Origin of the sequence: Streptomyces sp. HSW2009 (assembly GCF_040240285.1) — a bacterium.
Lineage (GTDB): Bacteria > Actinomycetota > Actinomycetes > Streptomycetales > Streptomycetaceae > Streptomyces.
On the sequence record NZ_JBEHZD010001164.1, the window covers coordinates 1 to 427 of the forward strand.

Sequence of the window (427 nt, forward strand, 5' to 3'; positions counted from 1 at the left end):
CCCCCCCCCCCCCCCCCCCCCCGGCGGGCGGCGGGGGGGGGGGGGGGTTTTTTTTTAAACGCGCCGGCCCCCCCCACCCCGCAGGGCCCGGGGCCGGCGGCTTCGGCGCCGGGGTGGTGAGCAGGGTCCAGGGTGTCGAGGGCGCCGGGTGGGTCGAAGGGGTCGAGCGGGCCGGATGCGTAACGGCCGGTGGGCGTGGTCGGGGGCGGCGGCCCGTCGGGCCCGGCGTGGGTGACGCCGGCCGTGCTGCCCGGGGCGCCGCCTGCCGTGATGGCCGGTGGTGCGGTGCGGGTGGTGGCGACGGCGGTGCGCTCGGATGCGTACGCGGCCGGGGCCGGGTGGGTGTCGGGCTCGTGCACGGCCGGGCCCGGGTGGGCGGGCGACGGCTGCCGGAGGTGTGCGGGCGCTTCGGCTGCGGGGGTGGTGG

At 81.7% G+C, this 427-nt stretch carries 1 pseudogene; it reads right to left on the minus strand.

The features are described 5' to 3' along the window. Window positions 1-427: pseudogene (locus AAHZ94_RS35045) on the minus strand (hypothetical protein); the annotation flags it as partial.